This is a genomic window from Sphaerotilus montanus (genome assembly GCF_013410775.1).
Classification (GTDB): Bacteria; Pseudomonadota; Gammaproteobacteria; order Burkholderiales; family Burkholderiaceae_C; genus Sphaerotilus; species Sphaerotilus montanus.
Genome location: NZ_JACCFH010000001.1, coordinates 1,022,792 through 1,049,133, shown reverse-complemented (window position 1 = coordinate 1,049,133; position 26,342 = coordinate 1,022,792). Strand labels below are relative to the sequence as shown.

General features: G+C 70.4%; 22 protein-coding genes and 1 tRNA gene. 6 read left to right on the top strand and 17 right to left on the bottom strand.

Annotated features, from left to right (window positions below; translation table 11 throughout):
• Positions 1 to 62 precede the first annotated feature (62 nt).
• Complete coding sequence (locus tag BDD16_RS04640; RefSeq protein WP_179632866.1) at positions 63 to 839, top strand: IclR family transcriptional regulator; 777 nt, start codon at positions 63 to 65, stop codon at positions 837 to 839.
• Here the strand turns inward: BDD16_RS04640 and BDD16_RS04635 are convergent.
• The 8 genes from BDD16_RS04635 to BDD16_RS04600 are packed head-to-tail and all read right to left on the bottom strand — an operon-like array spanning position 832 to position 8,351.
• Entirely contained in the window at positions 832 to 1,581 is a 750-nt protein-coding gene (locus BDD16_RS04635) for an SDR family NAD(P)-dependent oxidoreductase (RefSeq protein WP_179632865.1), read from the bottom strand. The two genes, BDD16_RS04640 and BDD16_RS04635, sit on opposite strands and share 8 nt — an antisense overlap.
• Positions 1,578 to 2,228, bottom strand: a complete 651-nt coding sequence (locus BDD16_RS04630; protein ID WP_179632864.1) for a PIG-L deacetylase family protein — start codon at positions 2,226 to 2,228, stop codon at positions 1,578 to 1,580. Before BDD16_RS04630 ends, BDD16_RS04635 begins: the two co-directional genes overlap by 4 nt.
• The gene (locus BDD16_RS04625; RefSeq protein ID WP_179632863.1) at positions 2,216 to 3,028 is read right to left on the bottom strand and encodes a sugar phosphate nucleotidyltransferase; all 813 of its coding nucleotides are present in this window, start codon (positions 3,026 to 3,028) and stop codon (positions 2,216 to 2,218) included. The genes BDD16_RS04630 and BDD16_RS04625 overlap by 13 nt, the downstream gene beginning before the upstream one ends.
• Positions 3,025 to 4,371: a DUF4910 domain-containing protein gene (locus tag BDD16_RS04620; protein WP_179632862.1), complete on the bottom strand. Its 1,347-nt coding sequence runs from the start codon at positions 4,369 to 4,371 to the stop codon at positions 3,025 to 3,027. The genes BDD16_RS04625 and BDD16_RS04620 overlap by 4 nt, the downstream gene beginning before the upstream one ends.
• Complete coding sequence (locus tag BDD16_RS04615; RefSeq protein ID WP_246332465.1) at positions 4,371 to 4,946, bottom strand: dTDP-4-dehydrorhamnose 3,5-epimerase family protein; 576 nt, start codon at positions 4,944 to 4,946, stop codon at positions 4,371 to 4,373. The genes BDD16_RS04620 and BDD16_RS04615 overlap by 1 nt, the downstream gene beginning before the upstream one ends.
• Entirely contained in the window at positions 4,943 to 5,980 is a 1,038-nt protein-coding gene (locus BDD16_RS04610) for an NAD-dependent epimerase/dehydratase family protein (RefSeq protein WP_179632861.1), read from the bottom strand. The genes BDD16_RS04615 and BDD16_RS04610 overlap by 4 nt, the downstream gene beginning before the upstream one ends.
• Before the next feature lie 35 nt (positions 5,981 to 6,015).
• A complete protein-coding gene (locus BDD16_RS04605) occupies positions 6,016 to 7,260 on the bottom strand; it encodes a class I SAM-dependent methyltransferase (RefSeq protein ID WP_179632860.1) in 1,245 nt (414 codons plus the stop codon).
• Between the two features lie 44 nt (positions 7,261 to 7,304).
• Positions 7,305 to 8,351, bottom strand: coding sequence for a glycosyltransferase family 2 protein (locus tag BDD16_RS04600; RefSeq protein ID WP_179632859.1), 1,047 nt, complete (start codon positions 8,349 to 8,351; stop codon positions 7,305 to 7,307).
• Positions 8,352 to 8,472: 121 nt separating this feature from the next.
• On the opposite strand from BDD16_RS04600, the gene BDD16_RS04595 reads away from it, so the two are divergent.
• Together BDD16_RS04595 and BDD16_RS04590 are read left to right on the top strand one after the other, a co-directional pair.
• Positions 8,473 to 9,480 carry a LysR family transcriptional regulator gene (locus BDD16_RS04595; protein WP_179632858.1) on the top strand — a complete coding sequence of 336 codons (1,008 nt, stop codon included), beginning with the start codon at positions 8,473 to 8,475 and terminating at the stop codon, positions 9,478 to 9,480.
• Between the two features lie 131 nt (positions 9,481 to 9,611).
• Positions 9,612 to 10,295, top strand: a complete 684-nt coding sequence (locus BDD16_RS04590; RefSeq protein ID WP_179632857.1) for a glutathione S-transferase family protein — start codon at positions 9,612 to 9,614, stop codon at positions 10,293 to 10,295.
• A gap of 7 nt (positions 10,296 to 10,302) precedes the next feature.
• Here BDD16_RS04590 and BDD16_RS04585 read toward each other — a convergent pair whose 3' ends face one another.
• The 5 genes from BDD16_RS04585 to BDD16_RS04565 all read right to left on the bottom strand — a co-directional run bounded on the left by BDD16_RS04585 (position 10,303) and on the right by BDD16_RS04565 (position 16,650).
• Entirely contained in the window at positions 10,303 to 11,886 is a 1,584-nt protein-coding gene (locus BDD16_RS04585; protein WP_179632856.1) for a class I SAM-dependent methyltransferase, read from the bottom strand.
• A 96-nt stretch (positions 11,887 to 11,982) separates the two neighbouring features.
• A complete protein-coding gene (locus BDD16_RS23255; RefSeq protein ID WP_218897688.1) occupies positions 11,983 to 13,419 on the bottom strand; it encodes a methyl-accepting chemotaxis protein in 1,437 nt (478 codons plus the stop codon).
• Positions 13,416 to 14,450, bottom strand: a complete 1,035-nt coding sequence (locus BDD16_RS04575; RefSeq protein ID WP_179632855.1) for a glycosyltransferase — start codon at positions 14,448 to 14,450, stop codon at positions 13,416 to 13,418. Before BDD16_RS04575 ends, BDD16_RS23255 begins: the two co-directional genes overlap by 4 nt.
• Complete coding sequence (locus BDD16_RS04570; RefSeq protein ID WP_179632854.1) at positions 14,451 to 16,409, bottom strand: O-linked N-acetylglucosamine transferase, SPINDLY family protein; 1,959 nt, start codon at positions 16,407 to 16,409, stop codon at positions 14,451 to 14,453.
• 164 nt (positions 16,410 to 16,573) lie between these two features.
• Positions 16,574 to 16,650: transfer RNA gene (locus tag BDD16_RS04565), tRNA-Met, on the bottom strand.
• 116 nt (positions 16,651 to 16,766) lie between these two features.
• Here BDD16_RS04565 and ureG point away from each other — a divergent pair.
• Positions 16,767 to 17,411, top strand: a complete 645-nt coding sequence (ureG, locus tag BDD16_RS04560; RefSeq protein ID WP_179632853.1) for an urease accessory protein UreG — start codon at positions 16,767 to 16,769, stop codon at positions 17,409 to 17,411.
• Positions 17,412 to 17,457: 46 nt separating this feature from the next.
• Here ureG and BDD16_RS04555 read toward each other — a convergent pair whose 3' ends face one another.
• From BDD16_RS04555 to BDD16_RS04540, 4 genes are read right to left on the bottom strand one after another with little or no spacing between them, the layout of a single operon-like run.
• The gene (locus BDD16_RS04555) at positions 17,458 to 18,468 is read right to left on the bottom strand and encodes a S49 family peptidase (RefSeq protein ID WP_179632852.1); all 1,011 of its coding nucleotides are present in this window, start codon (positions 18,466 to 18,468) and stop codon (positions 17,458 to 17,460) included.
• Positions 18,469 to 18,475: 7 nt separating this feature from the next.
• Entirely contained in the window at positions 18,476 to 18,874 is a 399-nt protein-coding gene (locus tag BDD16_RS04550) for a Rieske (2Fe-2S) protein (protein WP_375139062.1), read from the bottom strand.
• The gene (locus BDD16_RS04545; RefSeq protein ID WP_179632851.1) at positions 18,853 to 19,530 is read right to left on the bottom strand and encodes an HAD family hydrolase; all 678 of its coding nucleotides are present in this window, start codon (positions 19,528 to 19,530) and stop codon (positions 18,853 to 18,855) included. Before BDD16_RS04545 ends, BDD16_RS04550 begins: the two co-directional genes overlap by 22 nt.
• Positions 19,527 to 20,504, bottom strand: coding sequence for an RluA family pseudouridine synthase (locus BDD16_RS04540; RefSeq protein ID WP_179635995.1), 978 nt, complete (start codon positions 20,502 to 20,504; stop codon positions 19,527 to 19,529). The genes BDD16_RS04545 and BDD16_RS04540 overlap by 4 nt, the downstream gene beginning before the upstream one ends.
• Before the next feature lie 745 nt (positions 20,505 to 21,249).
• Between BDD16_RS04540 and BDD16_RS04535 the strand changes: the two genes are divergently transcribed.
• Both BDD16_RS04535 and pabB read left to right on the top strand, forming a co-directional pair.
• Complete coding sequence (locus tag BDD16_RS04535; RefSeq protein ID WP_179632850.1) at positions 21,250 to 24,279, top strand: Rne/Rng family ribonuclease; 3,030 nt, start codon at positions 21,250 to 21,252, stop codon at positions 24,277 to 24,279.
• Between the two features lie 140 nt (positions 24,280 to 24,419).
• Positions 24,420 to 26,294 (top strand): aminodeoxychorismate synthase component I, encoded by a 1,875-nt coding sequence (pabB, locus tag BDD16_RS04530; RefSeq protein WP_179632849.1) that lies wholly within the window; start codon positions 24,420 to 24,422, stop codon positions 26,292 to 26,294.
• The last annotated feature ends 48 nt before the right edge of the window (positions 26,295 to 26,342 follow it).

Below are 26,342 nucleotides of genomic sequence, written 5' to 3'. Positions count from 1 at the left end.
GGATGAACATTAGTGTGGGCGCAGGCCGTTTACACTGGGACTTTCCCGCCCTCTGCGCCGCCATGTCCAGCCCCTTCGCCGATACCGAGGTCGATCGCTACCGCGCCCCTGCGCTGGACAAGGGCCTCGACATCCTGGAGCTGCTGTCGGAGCAGGCGCAGGGACTCACCCGCGCCGAGATCGTCAAGGCGATGGGGCGCAGTCCCAGCGAGATCTACCGGATGCTGGAGCGGCTGGTGGCCCGCGACTACGTCACCCGCTCGACCGAGGGAGACCGCTATGCGCTGAGCCTGAAGCTGTTCGTGCTGGCGCACCGCCACCCCCCGGTGAACCGGCTGGTGGCGCAGGCGCAGCCGGTGATCGAGGCCTTTGCCACGGCGGTCGAGCAGAGTGGCCACCTCGGTCTGTACGACCGCGGCAACATCACGGTGGTGGCGCAGGTGGACAGTCCCCACAAGCTCGGGTTCGCCTTGCGGCTGGGCGCCCGGGTCAGTCTGGTGGACACGGCCTCCGGCCATGTGCTGCTTGCCTTCCAGAGCGCAGAGCGCCGCGCCGAGATGCTGGCGGCGCACGAGGCGCTGGAGGGCGAGATTCCGCTGGCCGAGGCCGAGTTGCAGGCCCGGCTGGCCCGGGTGCGTGCCGATGGGGGCTGGGTGGGCGCCAGCCTGCAGACGGAGGGGGTGACCGATCTGTCGATGCCGGTGCTGGGGCCGGACGGCCATGCGGTGGCCGTGCTGACCTGCCCGTTCATCCGGCGCATCGACCGCCACCCGGGGCCGGACATCGGCGCCACCCGCGTCCTGCTGGCGGCTGCGGCGAGCGCCTTGTCGATCAGCTGACGGGGATGCTGGCGGGACCCGGACCGCGCAGGCCGTGGCGTTCGCCGGGTGCCAGGGCGGCGGGCGTGTCCAGCAGCCGTCGCAGGGCGGTGGCCACGGCCTCGACCTGTCCGAGCTGGCCGTCGCGCTGCCGTCGGGCGAAGGCGGCAGCGCCTGGATAGTCCGTGCTCGACGCGCTGCGCAGCACCGCCTGCATGTCGGTGTCGAGCGCGCCGGGGTCGAGGCTCAGTGCGAGGAAGGGATGTGCCTGGTGCGTCTGCTCGGCGGCGACGACGCGCATGAACTGGTCCATGCCCGCCTTGGCCGCGCTGTAGAGCGACAGCCCGGCGTGGGCGCGCACGGCCGCCCCCGAGGTGATCTGCGCGACGACCTTGCGGCCCGGGCAGGACTGGAAATGCGCCATCGCGGTGACGAGGAAGGCGATGCCCGAGACGAGGTTGACGTTCAGCGCGTCGATGACCTCGCCGACGGGCTTGTTGGCCGCGGGTCCGACTGGCTGCACGGTGCCCGCGTTGTGCAGCACGAGCAGTTCGCTGACCGAGATCGGATCGATCCCGGCCAGTGCCTCGGCGAGCACCTGCGCCACCGCGGCCGGCTGCGCCAGATCGACCCGTACCGAGTCCGCCATCGGCGCCGAGCGCGACAGCTCGACCACGCGCCAGCCCTCGGCCTGCAACTGCGTGACCAGCGCCCTACCGAGGCCGCGCGAGCCGCCCGTGACCAGCGCCAGCCGCGGGTTCAAAGCACCACCTTGCGGGCGTGCAGCGCTTCGGCCTGTCCGCTCGGGGCGCGGCACTCGATGCCGCGCAGCGCCATCAGCCCCTGGAAGGTCGCCTCGGTGAACCAGCCCTTCGAGCGCTGCGTGCCGAAGTGCTTCATCAGGTGGCGCACCTTGCGGCGAGCGATCTCCGCCGGCAGCGGCACGTAGACATTGGGCTGGCCGAGGTCGCCCTCGTACTTCGGGATCTCGTACTCCAGCACGAGGTGGTCGCGCCACGCCTGCCAGGTCAGCTCGGCGACGGTGCGGTGGTCCTGGTGGCGGTCTTCCAGGCGGTGGGTGAGCACGAGGTCGGGCGTGGTGCGCCGGCCCAGCTCGGCGAAGAAGGCCTTTATCCGCGCCGTCTCCGACGGGAAGTGCGCGTCGCTGAAATCGCCGATCACCACCTCGGCGGACGCTGCGCCCTTCAGCAGCGCCTTGGCGCTGCGCCGCGCCTCCAGGGCGCGCTCGCCGGGCGCGCTCAGCACGACCCAGGTCACATGCACTTCCGGCACCTCGGCCAGCCAGCGCAGCACGGCGCCGCTGCAGCCGATCTCGAGGTCGTCGCTGTGCGCCCCAAGGCAGAGCAGGTGCAGCCGGTCGCGGCCGGTCGCCGGGTTCAGGGACAGCATGGCGTGCGCGCTGGCTCGATGCGCTCGTGCTGCCAGACCATCCACGGGCAGTCGCCCTTGCCGGCCATGCGGTCGTAGCCGATCTTGTCCTTGAAGGTGTCCATCGGCTGCCAGAAGCCGCGGTGGCGGAAGGTGCCAAGCTGGCGCTGGGCGATGAGCCGCTGGAAGGGCGCTTCGACCAGTTCGTCGCCTTCGTTCAGCACGTCGAAGATCCCGCGGCGCAGGCAGAAGAAGCCGGCGTTGATCCAGTACGGCCGCTCGTTGAGCGGGCCGAAGCTGGTGACGATGCCGTTGTCGTCCTCGTGCAGCGCGTGGAAGCTCTGCGGCGACGGCACGGTGGCGAAGCTGGCCGTGACGCCGCTGGCGCGGAAGTCGGCGATCTGCGCATCCAGCGGCAGGTCGCTCAGGCCGTCGGCGTAGTTGGCCAGGAACTCCTCGTCATCACCCAGGTACTTGCGGGCGCGCAGCAGGCGCTGGCCGATGTTGGCGTGCAGGCCGGTGTCGACGAAGGTGATCTTCCAGTCCTGCAGATCGCTGTGGACCAGATCGATCTTGCGCCCGCCCTCGCTGAGCACGAAGTCGTTCGACAGCGCCTCGTTGTAGTTCAGGAAGTACTCGCGGATCAGGTCACCGCGGTAGCCCAGGCAGAGGATGAACTCCTTGTGGCCGTAGTGCGCGTAGTAGCGCATCAGGTGCCACAGGATCGGCCGCACGCCGATGTTGACCAGCGGCTTCGGGATGGTGTCGGAGTGCTCGCGCAGGCGCGTGCCGAGTCCGCCGCAGAAGAGGACGACTTTCATGGGGAAGGGCCTTTCGGTTCGGATTCGTGGGGACGGTCCAGCGTGCGCAGCAGGCCGGCGTGTTCGAGCGCGGCTGCGGCCTGCTCGACCTGCTCGAACGGCAGCCGGGCGCGCTCGGCGATGGCCAGCAGGTTGCGCGTCCCATCGGCCTGGTTGAGCACCCAGAGCAGCGCATGCTCGAACGCACCGGGCGCGCCGCCGCCGACGCTGCCGTACAGGCCGCGCTTGCCGAGCCGCGGCTCGCCCTTGGGGCTGAGGTTGAGCGGCGTGCGGTTGGCGTCGAGCACCGAGGCGAGGCGGGCCAGCGTCTGCAGTGCCTTGGCGAGCTGCGCCGGGCGGATCAGCGACAGGTCGTCGGCGCTGGTGTGATACTCGGGATACGTGCTGTTGGGAGAGCGGGTGAGGCGGCCCATCGGCAGGTCGAAGCCGGGGGAGCAGAACTGGCGCTCGTCGTAGCCGTAGGGCTCGAATTCCAGCAGCCTGGCGTCCGTGCCGCGCAGCACGTGGGCGGCGGCGCGGTCGGTCAGCGTGTCGCCGCGGCGGCTGTGCTTGTAGTGCAGCACGCCCGGATCGCCCAGCAGCCCGAGCACCAGCCCGGCGCGCACGCGGCCCAGGCGCTCCTCGTTGCGCGACAGCCAGGCCAGCGAGCCGATCGTGCCGGGGCCGAAGATGAAGCGCCACGTCAGCCGCGGTTTCGTCGGCGCTTGATGCAGCGCCCGCGCCAGCTCGACCGCCACGGCGATGCCACTCAGGTTGTCGTTGGCCAGCGCCGGGTGGCAGGTGTGCGTGTAGACCAGCACCTCGTCGGTGGACTGGCCCGGCACCACCGACTCGGCGTAGCTCAGGTGCCCCGGCGCCAGCGTGGCGTCGATCACCACCTCGTAGGGTCCGGGTCCGAGCCGCTCCCGGTCGCGGTGGCGCAGGCAGAAGCCCCACTGCTCGCGGTAGTAGCTGGTGCGGTATGGAATCCAGTCCGGCTGGTCGGGCAGCGAGTGCAGGTGCGGCTGCAGCTCTTCCAGCGTCATCGTGCGGCGCACCGGCACCGAGTAGCCCATGACGTGCAGGCTGTGCGCGCGGAAGTCGACCGCGCGGCGCCCCTCGGCATCCGCGATCCACGCATCCCGCAGGTTCCACTCGCGCGGGATCTCCCAGTCGAAGGCGGGCGTGCCGCTCGGGACTTCGGTGCGGATCAGCGGGATGCGCTCGCCGATCCGGTCCAGCGTCTGGCGCACGCCGTCGCCGGTCAGGCTGCGGCACAGCGGGTAGAGCGCCTCGATCAACGTCCAGGCGTCGGCGGCGCTGGCGCTGGCCGCGTCGTCGGGGAGCAGGGCGTCGAGCAGCATCAGCGCTCCAGCCCGGCGGCGTAGCGTTGGCGGTGCGCGGCCTCGTCGAAGAGCGGGCCGTCGCGGTCCCGGTCCGAGAGCGCGCTCACGGGCAGCGGCCAGGTCAACCCGAACGCCGGATCGTCCGCCCGCACACCGGCGCTGAGGTCGCCCCGGTACGCCTCGGTCATCATGTAGAAGACCTCGCTGTCATCGACCAGCGTCTGGAAGCCGTGCGCCACGCCGCGCGGAATCCACAGCGCGTTGCCCAGCGCCGAGTCCAGCGTGACCGACACCGTGGCGAGGTAGGTCGGCGACTCGGGGCGCAGATCGAGCAACTGGTCGAACACCCGCCCGCGTGTGCAGCGCACCAGCTTGCACTCGGTCGCCGGCGGCCACGCGAAGTGCATGCCGCGCAGCGTGCCGGCGCGAACGTTGAACGAGGTGCTGGTCTGCACCATCGCCGCGTCCAGCCCGTTCGCCGCAAACGTTTCCCGGCACCACGTCCGCGCGAACGAGCCGCGTTCGTCGGCCATCGGCGCGAGGCGGATGTGCCGCACGCCGTCGATCGCCGTCGGCTCGAAGACCAGACTCAACGCGCGCTCCAGAACAGGTCGTCGTCCACCTGCCCGGTGCGCTGCAGGTATTGCAACTGCTTCAGGCGGGTGTAGGGGCGCCAGCGGTGGTCGGCCTCGGTGAAGTCGATGCGCTGGAACAGGCTGGCCAGCTCCTCGGCGCCGCGCTTCGCAGTCCAGCGGGCGACAAAGCCGGGCAGGCGCTGCTCGATCTTCTCGAACGAGACGCGGTAGCTGCGGTTGTCCGCACTCGGCGGGCCGGCGGTGACTTCGCAGCCGGGGAAGGCGGCGGCCACCAGCGCGGCGATCTCGCGCACGCGGAAGTTCTCGTCCGTGCGCCCGACGTTGAACACCTCGCCGTTGATCGCGTCCGCCGGCGCTTCCACCGCGCAGCGCATCGCTTCGCAGATGTCCTCGACGTGGACGATCGGGCGCCACGGGCTGCCGTCGCTGACCATGGCGATGCGGCCGGTCGTGCGGGCCAGTGCGCAGAGGTCGTTCAGCACGATGTCGAAGCGCATGCGCGGCGACGGGCCGTAGGCGGTGGCGTTGCGCAGGAAGACGACGCTGAAATCGCTGCTGGCCATCGGCGTCACGTCGCGCTCGACCAGTGTCTTGCACACGGCGTAGGCGGTCTGCGGGTTGACGGGCGAGCGCTCGTCGAGGAAGTCGCCGGTGCCGACGCCGTAGACGCTGCACGACGAGGCGTAGACGAAGCGCTTCACGCCGGCTTCGCGCGCCGCCTGGGCGATGCGCACGGAGCCTTCGTGGTTGATCTTCATCGTGATCTCGGGGCGGTTCTGGCCCAGCGGATCGTTCGACAGCTCGGCCAGGTGGATCACCGCGTCGAAGCCGGCGAAATCGGCCGGCGTGACGGTGCGCAGATCCTTGTAGAGCGTGCGGGCGCTGAGGCGGGCGGCGAGCGGGTCGTGGTAGAGCCGGCCATCGCCGTAGAAGCCGATGTCGAGGCCGGTGACTTCATGGCCCGCGGCTTCGAGCCAGGGAGCGAGGCGGGCGCCGATGTAGCCCTCGGTGCCAGTGACGAGAATTTTCATGTGGACAGCTCGGTGAACGGGTCGGGAGGTCAGGCTCAGAACACGGTGACTTCGGGGATCGGCACGACGAACTGCCCGCCCCATTCGCGGATGTAGGCGGCGTCGCGGGCGATCTCGTCCTTCAGGTTCCACGGCAGGATCAGCACGTAGTCGGGCCTGGCTTCGCGGATGGCGGCCGGGGCCAGGATCGGGATGCGGGTGCCGGGGGTGAACTTGCCCTGCTTGTAGGGGTTGGCGTCCACCGTGAAGTCGAGGAAGTCGGTGCGGATGCCGCAGTAGTTCAGCAGCGTGTTGCCCTTGCCCGGCGCGCCGTAGCCGACGACGGTCTTGCCGTGCGCCTTGGCGTCGATCAGGAAGGCCAGCAGCTTGCGCTTGGTCTCGCGCACGCGTTCGCCAAAGCCCTGGTAGCGCTCGGTGCCGAGGTAGCCGTCGGCGATCTCGCGTTCGCGCAGCGCGTGGACCCGCTCGCCGACCGGGCGCGCGGTGTCCTCGGTGTGGCGCGCAAAAATGCGCAGCGAGCCGCCGTGCGTGGGCAGCTCCTCCACGTCGAACAGCGTCAGGCCGTGGTGCGCGAAGATGCGCTCGACCGTGACCAGCGACAGGTAGCTGAAGTGCTCGTGGTAGATGGTGTCGAACTGCACGCCCTCGATCAGGCGCAGCAGGTGCGGGAACTCCATCGTGATCGTGCCGCCCGGGGCGAGCAGGTCTTTCATGCCGCCGACGAAGTCGTTGATGTCGGGCACGTGCGCCAGCACGTTGTTGCCCAGCAGCAGGTCGGCCTTGCCGTGTTCGCGGGCGATGTCGGCGGCGGAGGCGCGGCCCATGAAGCGCACCGTCGTCGGGATGCCCTTGTCGATGGCCACCTGGGCGACGTTGGCGGCCGGCTCGATCCCCAGCACCGGGATGCCGGCGGCGACGAAGTGCTGGAGCAGGTAGCCGTCGTTGCTGGCGATTTCCATCACGCGGCTGTGCGCGCCCAGCTTGAAGCGATCCGCGGCCATCACGGCGTAACGGCGCGCATGTTCCACCCAGCTCGACGAGTAGGACGAGAAGTAGGCGTACTCGCTGAAGATCGAATCGGGGGCGACGAACTCCTGCAGCTGCACCAGGTGGCAGTCGTCGCAGACGTAGGCGTGCAGCGGGTAGAACGGCTCCATGTCGCCGAGCTGGTCGGGCGCGATGTGCGTCTGGCACAGCGGGCTCATCCCCAGGTCAACGAAGCTGGTGCGCAGCGGCGCCTTGCAGAAGCGGCATTCGAGGGCGGAGGAGCGTGTCGTCATGTCGGCAGGATCGGCGGTTCGGGTGGAAGGTTGAGGGCGGTGGCTCAGGCGCCCAGGCGCCTGGTCCAGCGGGTGACGGTTTCCCAGACCGGGTTGGCGCGGCTGGTGGACATCACCGCCGCCGCCATCGCATCCGGCAGGTAGAGCGCCCCGCTGGCCCAGGCCAACATCGCGGTGCGCTGCGTCGGGTTGTAGCCCGGGCAGACCTTGAGCGAGTCGCGCATCAGCTGCCAGAGGCTGCTGGCGGTGTCTTCCGGGAAGGGGTGTGCTTCCCGCGCCCAGCGCCAGGAGGTGATGCGGTGGCGCACATGGGTGGGCAGCATCAGGAAGGGGCCGTCCACCACGATGCCCGAGCGTTCGCGCAGCAGCGCCATCGTCCGGTCGCGGCTGCGCTCGACGAGGCTGACTTCGAGGCCGATGCTGCCGCTGTAGTTGCCGCGGTAGCCGGGAGCGGCCTGGGTGTCGGGCTTGCGGTGCAGGCGGTAGCCGCCGAGCGGGCGGTCGGCGCCGACCACCAGGCCGTGGAAGGGCGCGGTGATGAAGGGCACGGTGTCGGTGCAGATCGGCCAGTCTTCGGGCTTGACGGGGAAGTAGGGCGCGACGGCCGAGCGGCGGTAGAGGTTGCCGCTGCCGGGCGGGCCGGCGTAGTGGCCGAGCGCCTCGATGATCGGCACGACGTCGCCGTCATGGCGCAGGAACGGGATCACGCCGCCCAGCGGCGCCCCCTCCGCGTCGATCAGCCGCATCGGGTAGTGGACCTTGGCGGTGCCGGCATCGGCCAGCGACAGGCAGGTGGCCATCGCGTCGTCGTCGAGCACGTCGTCGGCGTCGAGCCAGACGATCCACTCGCCCCGCGCAGCCGCGATGCCGAGGTTGTAGCCCTGGCCCTGGCCGATGTTGACCTTCTGGCGCACGAGCCGCACCCGGTCGCCGTAGCGGCCGATCACCGCCAGCGAGTCGTCGGTCGAGCCGTTGTCGACCACGATCACCTCGCACTCGCCGGGCGGCAGCGTCTGGCGCAGGGCGGAGTCGATCGCCGCGCTGACAAAACGGGCGTAGTTGTAGTTCAGGACGACGATCGAGACTTGCATCAGGGCATACCAGGCAGAGGAGGCTGAATCGTAAATGAACGTAACGAGTGTTCTTTGATGCTGGAATATCGGCTGCGGCGCGGCATTTCGGAGGGTTCGGCGCGACATATACGATGGACGCATGCATCGCTTGCCGAACCGACCCCTCGCGCTGGATTGCCTGCGCACCTTCGAGGCCGCCGCACGGCGCCTGAGCTTCAGCGCCGCGGCGGAGGAACTGCACCTCACCCAGCCCGCCATCAGCCGCCAGATCAAGGGGCTGGAGGAGGCGCTCGGGGCCCAGCTGTTCCACCGCGGCACCCGCAGGATCGAGCTGACCCTGGCCGGCCAGACCCTGCAGCGCACCGTGCAGCCCGCTCTGGCGCGGCTGGACAGTTGTGTGCGGCAGATCCGCCTGTCGCACAGCCGGGCCATGGTCAGCGTGACCACCTTCCCCTCGTTTGCCTCGCTGTGGCTGATGCCGCGCCTGCCCGATTTCGAACGGGCGCACCCCGATGCCGACCTGCGCATCGCGGCATCGGACCGACTGGTCGAGACCGAGGATGTCGAACTGGACGTGGCGCTGCGCCATTGCAGCGCGGACAAGGTGCCGGCCGGTGCGGTGCGGCTCTTTGGCGAGGTGCTGACGCCGGTGGTCAGCGCGGGGCTGGCGGACGCGATTGACCGCGGACACGCCCCGCGGCTGGCGCAGCCGGCGGACCTGACCGAGCACACGCTGCTGGAGATGGACGATGGCCATTCGCCGTCGACGCTGCTGTCCTGGCCACGCTGGCTGGCCGGTTGCGGGCTGGCGCATCTGACGCCGCGGCGCTGGATCAGCGTCAACTACACCCACCAGCAGGTGCAGGCCGCGCTCGCCGGACAAGGGGTGGCGCTGGCGCGGCTGGCGATGGTGCACGACGCGCTGGCGCGTGGCGATCTGGTCGAGCCCTTTGGTGCCGGTGGGCGGCGCTGGGCGGAGCCGTGTTACTGGCTGGTGCCGCTGGTGCCGCCGGGTGGTCGCACCGGTGCAGCCGCACAGCGGCCGGAAGTCCGGGCGTTCTCGGACTGGGTGCTGGCACAGGCGGCGCTGACGCGGGCCGCGATCGGTGATGTGGCCGATCCGGAGACCGATGCCCACGCCGATTGAGGCTGTTCCAGGCCAACCGCACGCATGCGTGCAGTGCATGCATGCCATGCAGGATCGTCACCCGAGCGCACGGCTTCCCCCCGTAGCATCGACCCCATTCCAACGCAGAATCCCCACACGGAAGGCCCCTCATGCAGATCTACATCGGCAACAAGAACTATTCCTCCTGGTCCATGCGGCCGTGGGTGCTGCTGCGCCAGTTCGGCATCCCGTTCGACGAGGTGATGGTGCGCTTCGACAGTTTCGACGCCGGTTCGGTGTTCAAGACGACCCTGGCGCGGGTGACCCCGACGGGCACGGTGCCGGTGCTGGTGGACGACGGCGGACTGGCGGTGTGGGACACGCTGGCGATCGCCGAGTACCTGGCCGAGCGCCACCCGGAGCGGGCGCTGTGGCCGCGGGATGCGCGTCAGCGGGCCCGTGCCCGTTCGGTGTGCGCCGAGATGCATGCCGGTTTCCGGGCGCTGCGCAGCGCCTGCCCGATGAACATCGAGGCGTCGTTGCCGGAGGTGGGCGCGCAGGTGCTGGCCGAGCAGCCGGCGGTGCAGGCCGATCTGGACCGGCTGGTGGCGCTGTGGAGCGAGGCCCTGGCCGACAGCGGCGGGCCCTTCCTGTTCGGCACGTTCACCATCGCGGATGCGTACTTCGCGCCGGTCGTGTCCCGCCTGCGGACCTATGCGCTGCCGGTGCCGCCGGTGGTGGCAGACTGGATGGCGCAGGTCTGGGCCGCGCCGGGCGTGGCGGCCTGGGTGGCCGAGGCGCTCGCGGAGCGGGATTTCCTGGACTTCGAGGAGCCGTACCGGACCGCCCGCTGAGGGCGGATCAGTCCCCGCAGTGGACGCCTGCGAGCAGGGACTCGCGGGTGGCCGGCTCGTTCAGCAGCAGCTCCTGCAGCGGGCGGGAGCTGGCAGCCGGCAGCAGCTGGTCCTGCGCCGGCACGGTGTCGTCCGGCACCAGCACCTCGAAGCTCATCGTGCGTGCCTGCGTGCGTTCGGCAGGGGTCGTCGCCACCTTCTGCAGCACGACCACCATCGACGCCGCCTTCTCGCGGCGGCAGTTCTTGCGGTTCAGGTCGCGGTAGCCGGAGTTCTCGATCTGGAAACGGTGCGTGAACCAGCCGAGCTGCCAGAAGGTCTCGGTGTAGCAGGTCCAGGCGTTCTCGTTGAGCGCGCGCAGATGGGTCGGATCGCGCCAGGCGGTCGGCGAATGCTCGCAGGGCACCTCGACGACCAGGTGGCCCCCCTCGCGCAGCAGCGCCAGCGCCTGCGTCATCAGCAAGGCCAGATCCGGCGTGCGGACCAGCACGTTGCCGGCGCAGATCTCGGCGAACTGGCCTGCTTCCAGCCGCACCGGTCCGCAGAGCGTGCCACTGGTCAGCAGCGGCAGCGCCTGTGGCTGGCCGAGGTCGAGTACCAGGTCCGGCTGGGTCTCCGGGCTGGCGTCGATGTTGAGCCAGCCGACGCGGTAGTCGGCGCCTGCGGCCAGGTTCAGCCGCAGCGGGCGCCATGGTTCCGGGTCGCGGGTGCGCACATTGGTCTTGCCGTAGCCGCTGACGAAGGCCAGCATGTCGGCGAAGGCCTCGGCCGGATCCAGTTCCTCGAAATGCGCCAGTTGTGCGCGCGCCAGATCGAACCAGGCCGGCGTGCCGAAGTCCTGTTGGAAGAAGGCTTCCAGATGGTCGCTGTCGATCCAGCAGGCGGCCTCCTCGTAGAAGGCGGCCGTGGTGGCGTGGGGGGGCTGCTCGCCGATGACCGGTGTGCCCAGGCTCAGGCAATGTGCGAGCGTGAGGGGTTCGAGGCGGCTGGTGTCGTGCGGGCGCAGGTGCAGCACGGCCTTGGCCTGGCGGATGTACGCGTCACGCTCGCCGGCATAGACCGGGCGGTCGAACTGGCTCACCGTCACGCCGGTGTCCTCGATGCGCTTGACCAGGCGGCGGATGCGTTCGTTCTGCGTGCCGATGACGAGCAGGTCGATCGGGCGCTCTTCCAGCGGTACGGCAGGAGCCTGGGCATCCCCGGCGAGGTAGGGCGCATGGACGAAGGGCACCAGCGGCACATCGTCCGGGTGGTCGGTGTAGACCTCCAGATTGGCCGGGTCGTGGTCGACCACGGCCGAGCGGCGCAGCAGCTGCAGGTAGGCGGTGGAGACCTGCGAACCTTCGTGTCCGAGCGATTCCAGGTTCACGAACACGCAGGTGTGCTGCAGGCACTGGTTGCCATCGAAGCCCAGGTGGGCCCCAAAGACGAAGTTGATCGCGTCATGGCGCAGCCGGTTCTTGGACAGGCTGACCCGGGCACCCAGTCGCCGGAACTGATAGCGGAAGTAGCGTGCGGGATCGATCAGTGCCAGGGCATGGGGCTGATCGAGCGGCTGGACAACACACAGGTGGATATCCGGCAGGTTCATGGGCGTGGGTTCCGAGCAAAGGGGGCCAGGCCAGTCTAGGTGTCGCCGCCCCGGGGATCAGGCTGATCAGGGTGACCAAATCAGGCTACTTTCACTTCAGGCTGGCTGGGGCGCGCTGTCCAGATGGAACACGTCCACGGCTTGCAGCAGATGGCGCGCTTCCTCGCCGAGGCTGGTGGCGGCGGCGGCGCTCTGCTCGACCAGCGCGGCGTTCTGCTGCGTCATGGTGTCGAGTTCATGCACGGAGCTGTGGATGCTGCTGATGCCGACGCTCTGCTCGCTGGAGGCGGTGCTGATGTCCCGGATCGTCTCCTGCACGCGCTGCACGCTGGCGACGATCTCGGCCATGGTCGTGCCTGCTTCATTGACCAGGCGTGTGCCCGAGGCGACCTTGTCCACGCTGCTGCTGATCAGCTGGTGAATCTCGGTGGCCGCGGTGGCACTGCGCTGGGCCAGGTTGCGGACCTCTCCCGCGACCACGGCAAATCCGCGCCCCTGCTCGCCGGCACGGGCGGCTTCGACCGCGGCGTTGAGCGCCAGGATGTTGGTCTGGAAGGCGATGCCGTTGATGACGCCGATGATGTCGACGATCTTTTTCGAGCTGGCATCGATGTCGTGCATGGTGGTGATGACCTGGGTCACCACCTGGCCACCCCGCTGCGCCACCTCGCAGGCGGCGCTGGCGAGCGTGCTGGCTGCCTGAGCGCCGAGCGAGGTCTGCTGGACCGTGCTGGTCAGCTGCTCCATCGCGCTGGCCGTGGCCTGCAGGTGGCTGGCGGTCATCTCGGTGCGGCGCGACAGGTCGGTGTTGCCGCTGGCGATTTCCTGCGAGGCGGAGCCCACCTGGGTGGCGCTGGTCCGCACCAGCAGGATGGCGCGCTCGATGCCCCGGAGTGCTTCGAGCAGCGTGCCGGAGGCCGGGTCGCTCGATGTCTGCCGCGAGACCCGCAGGTCGATCCGGCCTTGCGTGTCGAGCAGCGCGTGCGTGATGTCGACCAGACGCTCCGCCGTGCGGAAGTCGGCGCGTGCCCGCTGCGCGAGCATGACCAGGATGCCGGCTTCCGCGACCACGTACAGGGCGTGCTCGATGACGCGGGTCAGGCTGGGCTCGGTGAAGCACACCGGGCCCCAGCCCCAGGCCTGGAAGTAGTTGAACGACAGGTGGTGCACGGCGATCGTGGCCGCGGCCGACAGCACCGGCAGCCAGTGCCGGTAGACCACCGTCACCGCCAGGAAGGCGAACACCGCGAAATGGGCCTCGGGGCGGCCCCGTGCCACGTGGATCAGCAGCGCCACCATGGCCATGCCCAGCATGGGCAGCCCGATGCGGCTGGCGATGCCCGAGCGTGAGGTCCAGGCCACCGCCCAGGACAGCGACAGGATGAGACCACCGGCCACCAGGGGCAGCATGGTGGTGCCGTTGCCGATGCCATAGGCCAGGGTGCCCGCCAGGATCAGCGTGATGGTGACCAGCAGGGAGCGGTCGTTGGCGTGCAGGGCAGGGAGGGATTGTGTGTCTGTGGACATGGTCATGTGTCAGTCTTGGCGGGAATCAAGGCGGTACTGCATGCGCGCAGCACCCCCAGGTTGTGCGTGGCGAGATGGCTGCCACGGCCGTGGACGGCGCCTTCCAGATCGGGCCGCTCTCCGATCTCCAGGCAGCGCTGCCAGGCGCCTTCGATCATGGGCAGCAGCTCGCCTGCACGGGCTGGTTCGCTGGCGGCCCAGTCGAGCATCAGGTCGCCCAGCGCGAAGAAGAAATCGGGGGAGCGCTCCCAGCGCGCCATGCCGTCCGAGGCGCGCTGCACGCCGTCGGCGTGGCGGCCGCAGCACTTGAGCGCGTGCAGGCTGCGCACGCTGAGGTCGTGCAGCCAGCTCGGCGTGCTGGCCTGTTCTGACAGCAGCCCCTCCGCCTGCGCGAAGCAGTGCAGCGCCTCGGCGTGGCGGCCGTAGACATCGTGGTCCTTGCCGAGCTGGTACCAGAGGTAGGGATCGCCCGGGTGCTCGTCGATCGAGCGTTGCAGCAGCACGGCGTTGCGGCCGGCCTTGCGGTCCAGCGCGACGGCGGCATAGCCATCGTGTCCGACCCGCAGCGGCAGACGCCGCACGGGCAGCGTGTGCTGCGGCTGCTCGTGGATGCGGCCGGCGTAGCGCACGTGGCCGGGCAGGAGGCGACTGATCCAGCTGGAGGCGACGCTGGTGTGCTCCTTCGGTCCGTGGTCGCTGTCCACCCGCACCGCGCCGACGAAGTCGGGCCGCAGCGTGCGCAGCGTGGCCAGGGTCTCGCCGCCGCGGGCCAGCCATTCGTCGCCGTCGAGCACGATGTGCCAGTCGGCGCCGGCCCGCTCCAGTGCGGCGTTGCGGGCGAGGCTGAAGTCGTCGCACCAGCGGACGTGCGACACCTCCGCGCCCCCCGCACGGGCGACGGCGATGGTGTCGTCCTGCGAGCCGGTGTCGACCACCACCAGACGGTCGGTCCAGGGGCGCAAGCTGTCGAGTGCGCGGCGCAGGCGCGGGGCCTCGTCGCGCACGATCAGGACGGCAGCGACGGTGTAGCGTTGCATTCAGTCTCTCCGGGGAGCCGGCTCGGCGGCCAGCGGGGTGGGGGGCAGTCCGGCGTCGTGGCGCGCGACCATGCGGGCCAGCAGGTGTTCCAGATCGCGTGCGCTGCGCGCGACGTCCAGGTGCGTCGCGTGGCTCCGCACGGCGGCGAGCCGGGTCTTGAGCTGTGCCATGGCGTCGGCGTCCCGCAGCAGGAGCACGGCAGTACGGACGTAGTGGTCGGCGTCCGCGCACACCAGTGCGGGCAGCCGGAACGCGGCCAGCAGGCTGGCGGTGCAGCGCGCCGCGAAGCCCTGGCCGAGGCGGGTCAGCACTGGCACGCCGGTCCCGAGCGCGTCCCGCGCCGCGGTCTCGGCGTTGCCGGGGAAGCAGTCGAGCACGAGGTCGGCCAGCGGCAGACGCGCCAGATGCGCCTGTGGCGCGACCCTGGGTGCAAAGACCAGCCGCACCGGATCGATGCCGGCGCGGGCCAGGCTGGCGCGCAGCCGCCGCCGGGCATCGGCCGCTGGCGCCAGCAGCCACAGCACCGCGCCGGGCACGGCCGACAGGATCTGGCACCACGCCCGGAACTGCTCGGCGGTGATGCGCTCCGGCGGGTTGAAGCTGGCGAGCACCGGGGCGGTGTCGGGCAGGCCACAGTCGGCGCGGCGAGGCGGGGCGGGCGGCTGCGACTCCGGCGGCGGCAGGTCGGCTGGCCGGTGGCATCCGGGCAGCTGGGCGATGCATTCGCTGAACTGCGCCTGTGCATCCAGCGGCGTGACGACCGGATCGCCGATCAGGTAGTCGACCCAGGGCGCGCCGGTGGTGCCGGCATGGCCCAGCCAGGCGACCTGGACTGGCGCCGGCCGCTGGGCGAGCACGCCCAGACGCGAGTCGTCGCCGGGGCCGGTGAGGTCCAGCAGCAGGTCGATCCGGTCGCCGCGGATGACGCTGACGAGGTCGTCGGTGCTGGCGTGGCGGCTGTCGTGCCAGTGCGCAGCGGCGAGCGCGGGTGGGGAGGCGGACCGGGCATCCGAGTAGACGTACAGCGCGACCTGTGCCCAGTCGAAGGCCTCGAACAGCGCCGCCACGGATGGCTCCAGCGCGGATCCGGATCGTTCGCGCCCGCCAGCGAGGATGCCGAGGCGCCATTTTCCTTGGCGGCGGTGGTCGCGGGCACCGGGTTTCGGCTTCTCGCGTGGGGCGCCGGGGCCATGGCGCTGCTGGCAGGCGAGTGCGGCGAGCCAGCGCTGCAGCAGCGGGTGGTCCAGCAAGGGGATGAGCTGGCTCGGGTCGAGCGGCACCGCCAGCGGCCACTGCGCCGCCGCGGGCGACTGGGCCATGCCGGCCAGCAGGCGGTCGAGGTGGGCCGGCAGGGCCTCCCAGTCCAGATCCGATGCACGGCCGAAGGCGGCGGCGAGCGCGGCATCGGCGGCCTGTGGCTGCGCGTCGAGGGCCATCTGGTGGCACCACGCGGCCTCGGTGTGTTCCTGCCGCCGCGTCAGGCCCTGGCCGAGTTGCAGCAGGGCGCGCTGGTGCAGGGCCGCATCCGGGCCTGCCTTGGCCACCGCTGCCTTGGCGTCGCACACCGCCTGCCGGTCGTCCCGCAGCGCGGACAGGGCGGTCGCCCGGGCCAGGTGCCAGGCGGCGCTGCGCTCGACGCTGGCATCGAGCAGGTCCAGGCAGTCGAGCACCTCGGTCGGGCGGTGCCGGGCCAGCAGCAGCTCGGCGGTGCGCACGCAGGCGGCGGCGTCGCGCCGGTTCAGGTCGAAGGCCTGGCGCGCCAGCAGCAGGGTCGGCAGCGCCAGCCGCAGCGCGGCGGTCGAACGGGGCGGGTGGTCGTGTGGTCGTGCCTGGGCGCTTGCATGGACAGGAACTTCGCCATGCCGTGCCGCCGGACGCTGGGTCCCGTGCGCATCGATGCCGGGCCCCGACGACGGACGGAGGCTGGCAGCAGCAGGGGCAGGGCGGAGGGCGTCCATGACGTGGCGGGTCGGGCCGCGGTCGGCGGCAATATGGACAGCCAGTCTAGGCAGCGGGTTCCCGGTGCATCGCGCGATAAGGCGCGCCACGGCGGCGGAGTTCGGAGTTCCGGCAGCGCCATGAAAAAAGCCCGTGCAGCGATTGCACGGGCTTTTCAGAATTTTGGTGGCGCTTCACGGACTCGAACCGCGGACCTGTGGATTATGATTCCATCGCTCTAACCGACTGAGCTAAAGCGCCAACAGCCCGCTATTATGCAGATGACCATCTGGTCGAGCAAGCATTTTCTGAAGAATTATTTGGTTCGCGTCTTGCTACCCTCGAAGACCGCGAACCACACACCGAGACCTGCCCCCATGAGCCCACTCCATTCGATCCCCGGACGCACCAAGAAACTGCCCCCGCTGCGCGTCGGCGTGGGCGGGCCGGTCGGCTCCGGCAAGACGACGCTGGTCGAGATGCTGTGCAAGACGATGCGCGATCGCTGGGACCTGGTGGTCGTCACCAACGACATCTACACCAAGGAAGACCAGCGCCTGCTGACGGTGGCCGGCGCGCTCGACCCGGAGCGCATCATGGGCGTGGAGACCGGCGGCTGCCCGCACACGGCGATCCGCGAGGACGCCTCGATCAACCTCGAGGCCGTCGACCGGATGCTGGAGAAGTTCCCGGACGCCGACATCGTCTTCATCGAGTCGGGCGGTGACAACCTGGCCGCCACCTTCAGCCCCGAGTTGTCCGACCTGACGATCTACGTCATCGACGTGGCTGCCGGCGAGAAGATCCCGCGCAAGGGCGGCCCCGGCATCACCAAGAGCGACCTGTTCGTGATCAACAAGACCGACCTGGCGCCCCATGTCGGGGCAAATCTGGATGTCATGCGCACCGATACGGTGCGCATGCGACCAAATCGGGCGTTTGTCATGACCAATCTCAAGACCCGCGACGGGCTGGCCGAGGTGGTGTCGTTCATCGAGCAGCGGGGTCTGCTGGTGGGCTGAGCGGGCCGTGCCTGGCTGCGCGCACCCTGTGCAGCGTGCCGCGCCCTCAATGCACCGCCGGCAGCGCGCGCAGCGCCCGCACGGCGCCTTCGCCCAGCGACGCGCCGAAGCGCTTGGCCAGCCGCTCGGCGACGTTTTCCTTGGTCGTGTAGTCGATGATGTCCTCGGCCTTGATCACCTCGCGGGCGACGTAGTCGAGGTTGCCGATGCCGTCGGCCAGCCCCATCTTGATGGCTTCCTCGCCGCTCCAGAACAGGCCGGAGAAGGTCTCCGGCGTTTCCTTCAGGCGCTTGCCTCGGCCTTCCTTCACCGTGTCGATGAACTGGCGGTGGATCTGGTCGAGCATGGTCTGGGCGTAGCCACGCTGCTTCTCGTCGAGCGGCGAGAACGGGTCGAGCATCCCCTTGTTGCTGCCGGCGGTCAGCAGGCGGCGTTCGACACCGACCTTCTTCATGACTTCCTCGAAGCCGAAGCCGTCCATCAGCACACCGATCGAGCCGACGATGGAGGCCTTGTCGACGTAGATCTCGTCGGCTGCGACGGCGATGTAGTACGCGCCCGAGGCCGCGCTTTCCTCGACCACCGCATAGACCTTCTTGTGGTGCTTTTCCTTCAGGCGGCGCAGTTCGTCGTAGACGATGCCCGCCTGCACCGGGCTGCCGCCAGGCGAGTTGATGCGCAGCACCACGGCCTGGGCACCGACGTCCTCGAAGGCGTCCTTCAGGCCCGACAGCAGCACTTCGGCACTGGCCTCGCCGCCCGAGGCGATCTCGCCGCGCAGATCGACCAGTGCGGTGTGCGGTCCGGTCGGGGCGCTGTTGTGCCGGTTCTCGCTGTAGACCGTCCAGGCCGCGAACAGGCCCAGACCCAGCCAGCCGAGCCGGAAGAACAGGCTCCAGCGCCGCGAACTGCGCCGGTCGCGCAGGTAGTCGCGCGCGAACTGCTCCATCACGTGGTCGAAGGCGCCGCGGGAGGCGGCCGGGGCCACCGGCGTGGCGGGCGTGGAGGCCGGTGCAGCGGAGGGGGCTGTGGAGGGAGTGTCGTCTGGCTGGGTCATGGAATCTTCAGTCGCCGAACGCCGGCGTCAAGGTGACAGAAGGATACCAAGACACCTGTCCGTCGTGCTCGTCCACCCGCAGCGCCTTGAGCCGCTTGCCCCGGCACGGCCCGCCCACGCAGTAGCCCGAGGCCGGCTCGTAGGCCGCCCCGTGGATGGAACAGAGGATCCACTGGCCGCTGTCGTCGAGGAACTGCCCCTCCTTCCAGTCCATCTCGGCCGGCACGTGGGCGCACTGGTTGAGATAGCCGACCACCTTTCCGCCGTGGCGCAGCACGAAGCCGCGCGCGGGCTGGCCGTATTCGAGCAGGTCGAAGACATGGGCCCGGCCGCCGTCGGCGAGGTCGGCGGAGGCGCACAGGGGGATGGCGCTGGCCTGGTCGCTCATGCGTGCGTCCCGAGCCACGCGCGCAGTTCCGCCACCGAATGCGCCACATGCCGCGGTCCCAGCTCCCGCAGCGGCGCGTGCTCGTGCGCGCCATAGGTGACGGCCACGCTGTGCGCGCCGGCGTTGGCGGCGAGCTGCAGGTCGTGCGTGGTGTCGCCGATCATCAGCGTGCGCTCGGGCTCGACGCCGAACTCGCGCATCAGCTCGTGCAGCATCTGCGGGTGCGGCTTGGAGCGGGTCTCGTCGGCGGTGCGGGTGGCGTCGAACAGCGGGGCCAGACCGGACAGGCGCAGCGCGTCGTTCAGGCCCTGCCGGTTCTTGCCGGTGGCCACGGCCAGCCAGTGCTGGCGCTGGCGCAGATCGGCCAGCAGATCGGGCACGCCACTGAAGAGCGTGACGTCCTCGTGGTCCTTGAAGTAGTGCTGGCGGTAGCGGCGGCCGAGTTCGGGGTAGCGGTCGGGGCTCAGGCCGGGGACGGCGTGCATCAGCGCATCCTGCAGCCCGAGGCCGATGACGTAGGACGCCGCTTCGTCGCTCGGCACGGCCACGCCCAGGTCCCGGCACGCGGCCTGGATGGCGCGCACGATCAGCGCGGTCGAGTCATAGAGCGTGCCGTCCCAGTCGAAGACGATGAGGTCGTACTGGCGCGGGCGGAAGGCGGTGGTGTCGGTCATGGCGCGGGGGCTGGAGCAGCGGCAGGTTTAGCGGCGGGACGCAGGTGGGACAGCAGGGCGGTGCATTCGGGCGGCAGCGGCGCTTCCAGCTCGATGCGCTCGCCCGTGGCGGGGTGGTCGAAGGCGAGACGGCGGGCGTGCAGGAACATGCGCTCGAAGCGGCAGCCCGGCGCGGCCGGCGCGTCGCCGCGGGCCAGCGCCTTGTTGAGCGCGAAGTCGCCGTACTTGTCGTCGCCGACGATGGCATGGCCTTCGTTCAGCAGGTGGACGCGGATCTGGTGCGTGCGGCCGGTCTTGATGGTCACGTCCAGCAGCGTGCAGTCCGCGTAGGTCTGCGCGATGCGCACGAGCGAGACCGAGCGGCGCCCGTCCGGGTGGTCCGCCTCGACCGCGCGCACGCGGCGCTCGCCCGCGGCATCCAGGTACTTGTGCAGCGCCACATCGACCACCTTGCGCGCGGCCGGCCAGGCGCCGATCACCAGCGCGGCGTAGGTCTTGCCGGTCTCGCGCTGGCGGAACTGGTCCTGCAGGGCGGTCAGGGCGCTGCGCTTCTTGGCGATCAGCAGCAGGCCCGAGGTCTCGCGGTCCAGCCGGTGCACCAGTTCGAGGAACTTCGCCTGCGGCCGCGCCCGGCGCAACTGCTCGATCACGCCGTGGCTCACGCCCGAGCCGCCGTGCACGGCCACGCCCGCCGGCTTGTCGATCACCAGCAGGTGCTCGTCCTCGAAGCGGACCGGGAACTCGCGCGGCGGCGCGGTCGACACCGTCGGCTCGCTCAGGCGCAGCGGCGGCACACGCACGTCATCGCCGGCCTCGACACGCGAATCGGCATGGGCGCGGCCCTTGTTGATGCGCACCTCGCCGCTGCGGATGATCCGGTAGACGAGGGTCTTGGGTGCGCCCTTGAGTTCGCGCAGCAGGAAGTTGTCGAGCCGCTGACCGGCGCTGTCGTCATCGACCAGCAGGTGGCGCACCTGCGGCGCGACCGGTGCGACCGCAGGTGCGGGCGCTGGCGGAACGGGTGGCCGAGGCACGGGTACTCCCGCGTTCACAGGCTTGCGCGTGGCTGGTTTCGGGCCGGCTTTTCCGGAGCCGGGCCGGCTGGGCTTTGCCCCTATAATGCGTTGGACCACGATTGCGCTGTAAGTGTTTGATTTGCCTGAGTTTAGCGGGCACTGAGAAGCAGCCCCCGGTGCAGGGTGGTCGGACTGGCACGCGACACCTGAGGTGGGTGCGGGCCGGGTCCAGACGCTGATGCAGCGTGTTGCCTGGCGCATGGTGTGCACTCCCAAGGTGAGTGTGCGGATGGACCGGCAGCATGCAAGAGACCACGCTGAAAGAGCCCCGACACAAGGTTTTCGGCGGCAGCTTCCGAAAGGGGCTGTCGCCCGCGTCCGACCACCGACGCCGTCGCATGAACGATTTCGAGTTTCCGCTTCCCGACCCGACCCCTGGTGACTGTCGTCCCCGGTCGGAGTCGCACGCCAGCGCGTGTGCGTCGGATGGCGGACCCGTGCCCTGCCGGCCCGGAGGCCGACACCACGGCGACACTGCGTTTCCTGCCCCGGCATCACGGTCGACGCACGCGCCAACGCTGCGCTGCTGAGGGCGCCGGCATCTGCCGGTGTCCGTTGCGCGCAGTCCAGGGCGATTCCTTCCCGGCTCCGCGGCGCGGTCTCGTGCATCTCATGAAGACATGAATCATGAGGAGAGACACGCATGAAACGCATGCTGATCAATGCCACGCAGCCCGAAGAGCGCCGCCTGGCCATCGTTGACGGTCAGAAACTGATCGACTTCGAAACCGAGATCGAAGGGCGCGAACAGCGCAAGGGCAACATCTACAAGGCCGTCGTCACCCGCGTCGAGCCTTCGCTGGAAGCCTGTTTCGTCGACTACGGCGAAGACCGCCACGGCTTCCTCCCCTTCAAGGAAATCGCCCGCAGCTACTTCCGCGAAGGCACCGACGTGCGCTCGGCGCGCATCCAGGACGCCATCCGCGAAGGCCAGGAACTGCTGGTCCAGGTCGAGAAGGAAGAGCGCGGCAACAAGGGCGCGGCCCTGACGACGTTTGTCTCGCTGGCCGGCCGCTACCTCGTGCTGATGCCCAACAACCCGCGGGGTGGTGGCGTGTCGCGCCGCATCGAGGGCGAGGACCGCGAGGAGCTGAAGGAGAACCTCGAACAGCTCGAATACCCGAAGGGCATGAGCCTGATCGCCCGCACCGCCGGCATCGGACGCACCGCCCCCGAGCTGCAGTGGGACCTGAACTACATGCTCAAGCTCTGGACCGCGATCGATGACGCGTCCCGGGGCGGCAAGGGCGCCTTCCTGATCTACCAGGAATCGTCGCTGGTGATCCGCGCCATCCGCGACTACTTCACCTCCGACATCGGCGAGATCCTGATCGACACGGACGACATCTACGAGCAGGCCAAGCAGTTCATGCTGCATGTCATGCCCGAGACGGCCAACCGCGTGAAGCGCTACCGCGACGACGCGCCGCTGTTCAGCCGCTTCCAGATCGAGCACCAGATCGAGACCGCGTTCAGCCGCACGGTGCACCTGCCGTCCGGCGGCGCGATCGTGATCGACCACACCGAAGCGCTGGTGTCGATCGACGTCAACTCGGCCCGCGCCACCCGTGGCGGTGACATCGAGGAGACTGCGACCCGCACCAACCTCGAAGCCGCCGACGAGATCGCCCGCCAGGCGCGTCTGCGCGACCTGGGTGGTCTGCTGGTGGTGGACTTCATCGACATGGAAGAGTCGAAGAACCGCCGCGAGGTCGAGACCCGCCTGCGCGACGCGCTGCGCTACGACCGCGCCCGCGTGCAGTTCTCGACCATCAGCAAGTTCGGCCTGCTGGAGATGAGCCGCCAGCGCCTGCGCCCGGCGCTGTCCGAGGGCAGCCACATCACCTGCCCGCGCTGCAACGGCACCGGCCACATCCGCGACACCGAGTCTTCCGCGCTGCAGACGCTGCGCATCATCCAGGAAGAGTCGATGAAGGAAGGCACGGCGGCGGTCCACGTCCAGGTGCCGGTCGAGGTGGCCAGCTTCCTGCTGAACGAGAAGCGCCCCGAGATCACCAAGATCGAGATGAAGCAGCGTGTGACGGTGATGCTGGTGCCGAACAAGCACCTCGACACGCCGAACTACAAGCTGGAGCGCCTGCGCCACGACGATCCGCGTCTGGAGAATCTGCAATCGAGCTACTCGATGGTGGAAGAGCCGGAAGAGGACGTCGGCATCACGCGCCGCGAGAAGAACATCAAGCCCAAGCAGGCGCCGATGATCCGCGGCGTGCTGCCTGACCAGCCGGCTCCGGTCGCTGTACCGAAGGCCGAAGCCGCACCGGCTCCGGTCGCTGCCGCACCGGCCCCCGTGGCCGCGCCTGCCCCGGTGGCCCCTGCGCCTGCTCCGGAAGCCGTGGCCGCCGGCACCGGCTTCTTCGGCTGGATGAAGCGTCTGTTCGGCGTTGCGCCGGCGCCGGCACCGGTCGCCCCGGTGGCCGCGCCGGTGGCTCCGGTGGTCGAAGCGCCGGTGGAAGCGAAGACCGACAAGCCCGCTGACAAGGCGGACGGCCGTGGCGAACGCCGCGGTGGCCGCGAAGGTGGACGTGAGGGTGGCCGCGACGGCAATCGCCGTGACGGGCGCCGTGGCGAGCGTGGTGGTGAGCGCGCCAAGCCCGAAGCGGCCGAGCGCAACGGTGAACGCCCGGCTGAACGTGCGCCGGCCGAGGCCCGCCCCGAAGGGGGCCGCGGTGGACGCGGTGACCGTTCGCAGGACCGCCGCCCGGCCGAGGCCGGCGCCGAACTGCCGAGCGGTGGTCGCCCGCCGCGCGAGCGCCGCCCCGCGCCCGAAGTGGCCGCGCTGGCCGTCGAGGACGTGCAACCCGGGTTCGAGGACACCGCGTCCCCGGCACCGGAAGGCGAGAGCGCTGCGGCCCAGGCCGAGCGCGAAGGCCGCCGCCGCCGCCGTGGTGGCCGTGGTCGCCGTGACCGCGATGAAGCCCGCGTGGGTGAAAACGGTGTCGAGGCCGAAGCCGAAGCGGGTGACGTTGCCGCTGCGGTGAGCACCGAGGCGGCTCCCGCCGCCGAGCCGGTGGCCGCCGAGGCTGCCGCTGGTGTCGAAGCGCGTGCGGACGAGTCGACCGAGGAGGGCCGTGAGGAAGGTCGCCGCCGTCGCCGTGGCCGTGGTGGTCGCAACCGCGAAGAGGCGCAGGCCGATGCGGCTGCCGAGGCCGACGTTGCACCCGTCGCCACCGAGGTCGCTGCCCCCGTCGTGGCCGCAGCAGCAGCCGTTGCGGCTGCGGTGGTGACCGATGCGGTCGAGGCGGATGCTGCGCCGGTGGCGGAGGCGCCCGCGGTGGCCCAGGTCGCCGAGCCGGTGGCTGCTCCCGTGGCCGAAGCGGTTCCGGAGGTCGTGGTCCAGGCGCCTGCAGTGGTGGCGCCCGCCGCCGCTGCTGCGGTCGTCGCGGCACCCGCCGCCTACGTCCTGCAGCTCGACGAGCTGGCCGCGGTCGCCCGCAGCGCCGGACTGGAGTGGATCAACAGCGACACCGACAAGGTCCGCGCCGTGCAGGACGCCATTGCCAGCACGCCGGCCCCGGTGCGCCAGCCGCGCGAGCCGCGTCCGGTGGTCGTGGTCGATGAAGGCCCGCTGATCCTGGTCGAGACGCGCCGCGATCTGGCCGGACTGCAACTGCCGTTCGAAACCACCAACTCGGAGTCCGCCGAGGCCTGATCGGCCAACGTGCTCCCCGTGCCAGCGGGGTGCTTCGGCACTCCGCCCTACAAAACGCCGCCCGGCCTTGTGCCCGGCGGCGTTTTTGCTTGCACCGCATCATCCGCACCCTGTGCCACTGTCCGTCTGCCTGTCCGACCATGCTTGATCCGCTCTCGACCGCTCCTTCGCCTGCTCCGGTCTTCGCCCTGCTGGACGATGCCAGCGCCCCTGCCGACCGGGCGGTGAGCCGGCTGTACACCGGCTGGCTCGGGGAACACCGCTGTGCGGACCCGGCCGAGCTGGACACGGTCTGGTCGGCCGCCGCGGCCGATCTGGCGCAGGGCGTGCACCTGGTGCTGCTGGCCGACTACGAATGGGGCGTGCGCCTGGCCGGGCTGGCCGCGCCGCCCGGCAGCCTGCGGCTGCTGCGTTTCGCGCACTGCGCGCGGCTCACACGCGATGCGGTGGATGCCTGGCTGGCGCAGCAGGACGGCACGCCGGTTCCCTCGGCTGCCGGCGTGTTCGGCCTGACGCCAGACGATGACGAGGCGACCTACACCGCCGCGATCGACGAGATCCACGCCCGCATCCGCGCGGGCGAGACCTACCAGGTCAACCACACGCAGCGCCTGCGCGGCCGCAGCGTCGGCTCACCCCTGGCGCTGTACCGGCGCTTGCGGGCGGCGCAGCCGGTGCCGTTCGGCGCGCTGATCGCCTTGCCGCAGGACCGCTGGGTGCTGTCGTGCTCGCCGGAGCTGTTCGTGCGCCACCAGGCGGGGCACCTCGTCACCCGCCCGATGAAGGGCACCGCGCCGCGCCACGCTGACCCGGCCGCCGACCAGGCCAGCGCCGACTGGCTGGCCCGCGACGTGAAGAACCGCGCCGAGAACCTGATGATCGTCGACCTGCTGCGCAACGACCTCGGCCGGCTGGCGACGGTGGGCAGCGTGCGCGTGCCGCAGTTGTTCCAGGTCGAGCCGTACCGGACGGTGTTCCAGATGACCTCGACCGTCGAGGCCGATCTGCCGCCCGCCACCGAGTTCCCCGCGGTGCTGCGGGCGCTGTTCCCCTGCGGCTCGATCACCGGCGCGCCCAAGCGCCAGACGATGTCGGTCATCGGCCGGCTGGAATCCTCGCCCCGCGGCCTCTACACCGGCGCGATCGGCTGGCTGGATGCGCCGGACGCCGCCGACCGCGCCGCGGGCCGGTCAATGGGCAATTTCTGCCTGTCGGTGGCGATCCGCACGCTGGAGATGGGCGCCGGCGATCCGCGGGACGGCACGCGGGCGGTGACGCTGGGCGTGGGCGGCGGCATCGTGCTGGACTCGGAGGCGGCGTCGGAGGCCGCGGAGTGCCGGCACAAGGTCCGCTTCCTGACCCGCACCGACCCCGGCTTCACGCTGTTCGAGACGCTGCGCGTCGAGGGCCGGCGGGTGTGCCGCTTCGAGGCCCATCTGGCGCGCTTGCTGGGCAGCGCGGCGGCACTCGGGTTCAGCGCTTCGGCGTCGGCGGTGCAGGCCGCGGTGGACGAGGTGTTGCAGACCTTCCCGGCGGACCCGGCGCAGGTGTTCCGCCTGCGGGTCGATCTGTCCCGTGACGGGCGGGTGTCCTGTCGCAGCGGGGCGCTGGTGCCCTTGCCCGAAGGGCCGGTGCGCCTGCTTGGTCCGACGGGCCGGGTTCCCCTGCAGGAGTCGGCGCTGCTGGGCCACAAGACGTCCCTGCGCACCGCCTACGACGCCGCCGTGCGCGACGCCGAAGCGGTCGGGGCCTTCGACCGGCTGTTCGTCAACGCCGACGGCGCGCTGACCGAAGGGGGGCGCAGCACGCTGCTGGTCCGGCTGGACGGGCGCTGGACCACGCCGCCGCTGTCGGCTGGCGTGCTGCCGGGGGTGATGCGGTCCGCGCTGATGGTGGATCCGGTCTGGCTGGTGTCCGAGCGCGTGCTCTGGCCGGCCGATCTGGGACGCGCGCAGGCGCTGGCGGTGTGCAACGCGCTGCGCGGCGTGCTGCCTGCGGTGCTGGGTTCTACATAGTACCCAAGCTTATCGGTTACCCCGATCCTCTCCGAAAGGATGTTAAAG